This is a genomic window from Paraburkholderia sp. GAS448, from assembly GCF_050435685.1.
Lineage (GTDB): Bacteria > Pseudomonadota > Gammaproteobacteria > Burkholderiales > Burkholderiaceae > Paraburkholderia.
The window spans coordinates 1-2,314 of sequence record NZ_JBNDKT010000128.1; the positions used below are offsets into that span (position 1 = coordinate 1).

General features: G+C 57.4%; 3 protein-coding genes. All 3 read right to left on the reverse strand.

All coding sequences use genetic code 11. From position 1 onward, the window contains the following. Positions 1-50: 50 nt before the first annotated feature. The gene (locus tag P3T23_RS47520; RefSeq protein WP_429322924.1) at positions 51-323 is read right to left on the reverse strand and encodes a macro domain-containing protein; all 273 of its coding nucleotides are present in this window, start codon (positions 321-323) and stop codon (positions 51-53) included. Positions 324-468: 145 nt separating this feature from the next. Continuing rightward, entirely contained in the window at positions 469-1,884 is a 1,416-nt protein-coding gene (locus P3T23_RS47525) for a hypothetical protein (protein WP_429322925.1), read from the reverse strand. Positions 1,885-2,117: 233 nt separating this feature from the next. Beyond that, positions 2,118-2,314 (reverse strand): hypothetical protein (locus P3T23_RS47530; RefSeq protein WP_429322926.1); only part of this gene is annotated, 197 nt, incomplete at its 5' end.

Consider the following 2,314-nt stretch of genomic DNA (forward strand, 5'->3'; position numbering starts at 1 on the left):
TTGTTCGCGATGGCGTGGAATCCTTGTTCTCTTTGCCGTGGAATCACGATTCACTTTGCCCTGGAATGGCTGTTCTCTTTGCGTGGAATACGCAAGTTGATGATGTACCGGGGATTCGCCGGCGGTGTCCGTTCGAACAAATGCACGTGCCCCGGCCGCACTTCTCCACGTGCACAGGCAGCCGTGTAGGCGTCGAAATTGTCCGGAAACACCTTCCTGAACTGCAGGGCAAGACCGCGGCCCATGACCCCGACGCAGTTCACCGGATTCACGATGGCTTCGACATCCACGTAAAGGATGTTCCCATCAATCGCTTCGATCATTGCTGATACTTCCAGTAATCTGTCTGCAGCAGTGCACTGCCGTATAGTTTTCGCTGTTCCCCTTCGCTATTCCCCTCATGGTGCATCTGTACGACTATCCGTAAAAATGCAGTTGTCGCTCCAGACGTTATGCGGACAATTCCGCTCAGGTGGCACGAGCGCATTCCGGAAAAATATCATCGTCGAACGTCTGCGGAGGTCGAGACCCGGAGCCCAGGCACATCGCGGCTTGCGCCAGACAGGAGGCAACTTCCCGCAGCTCCGCAAGCGAGAGATCGACACCCTTGATCGTGAAGCGGGTCTGGATAAGGCCTTTGCCATCGCGCAGCCTTCTCAGCAACCACAAATCGCTCATCTCCTGCAAAAGCTCACCGCACTCTTGCAGCGACAGTTCCACGCCTCGCAGATGCACGCTGATCATCAGAGGCGCAGAGGGCAGCGTCTGCGGCAACACCGGCTCTGCACCCGCTGCCTGCGGTTCATCTGCAGCCGGTGAGCACGGCGCGAGCCAGTAGCAGTACACGGCTTTCGATCCCTCCAGTTCATCGCGACAAAGCATGCCTTCACGATAGAACGTCCCGATCAGCGCATACGTCCGGTTTCTCGAAATCTCCAGGCCTCGCGTCTTCAGGGCAGCATATATTTCCATCGTGCTCAGGTGCTGGCCGCCCGCCAGAACCTTGCAGATCTGCTCGCGACCGGTCAACTCGGTGACCCTCCGCGTGCACCCACCGGGCCCGGCGCCATCGTCCGTACCCGCGCCTGCATGAGTCCGCCGTGCAGACGTGTCGATCTCGCGCTGCGCCTGCTGTACTTTCGCGAGCAGACTGCCGGGCTCCGCAGGCTGCATCGGATCGAATTCCTCCTTTTTGGCATGGTCCGTTTCTGCTCCCGGCTGCAAGGGCATATCGATGCCGTCCTTGAGCCTGCACCAGAGCTCGTCACCGGAACGGCCTATCTCAAACCAGCCCCTCTGCTCGAACTGTATGATTTCCTTTCTCACGAGGCCAGGGAGGAAACCCACGAGTCCCAGAATCTCCACCACCGTCTCCACAGGACGTTGGACGTGGTCCTGCATCGCTTTCCAGATCGTTGTTTCGACGCCGTCACGATGATTGAGTATCCTGGCAGGATCACGACCCGATTCAGCCGTCGCATGCGTGCAGGCGCCCGGCCCGTTCCTTCCGGCCCCGTCACCGATGTCAGGCATGATCCTGCCCTCCATCAGCCGCACACCCGTATCCTGCGGCTCCGTCTTGTGGCCGTAGCAATGTGATACCAGACATCCTTCGTTCACTAACGTGTTGACCGCACGGACAACCGTATCGCGCTCGTATCCGTGACATTCAAGGGCTTCGGCTATGCCTGAGACCGAACGCTCCAGATAGTCGCTCATGAACTTGTAGACCGCCACTTTCACGCAGTCGCGTTCACCGTCGATCGTGTTCTTCAGGTTGAAATGTGATGGTGCCGTGTGCCGTAAATGCGCTGGCGCGATCAGGCTGCGCAGGTCTTTCAGGCTCTTCACCGACTTCCTTTCGACTGTCCGGTCATATCTCACGGGTTCCTCCGCTCAGACGTGTACTCGCAAAACGTGGGAAAGAAGAGAGTCATCCTCCGTGCTTTCCGTCAAACCATGCTGTTCCCTGTATTTTTTCAAAGGTCCCGTGACACGAAAGGCAGCAAAGGGCAGAAAATTTTGGGGCATAGAAAGAGGGCGATGGTGCCCCCTTCTCTGGCCACCTTTGGCCTTCTGTTACGGGTGGTTAAAAGTTGATCGTCCTCATCGAGGCATCAGCGTTCTGAAAACAGCCATGTTGCCGGGTGCAAATCCATAGAACCCGTATTCAAACCTGCCTGTTTCCGGGTGATAGATGTTGTGCTGACGCAGGCGTTAGAGGTGGCGCCGAGAATTCGGACAGTTCGTTGAGTGGAAAAGCTGGGGCGTGAGTCGGTCATAATGGCCGGCAACAGGGAACCAGAAGATGACG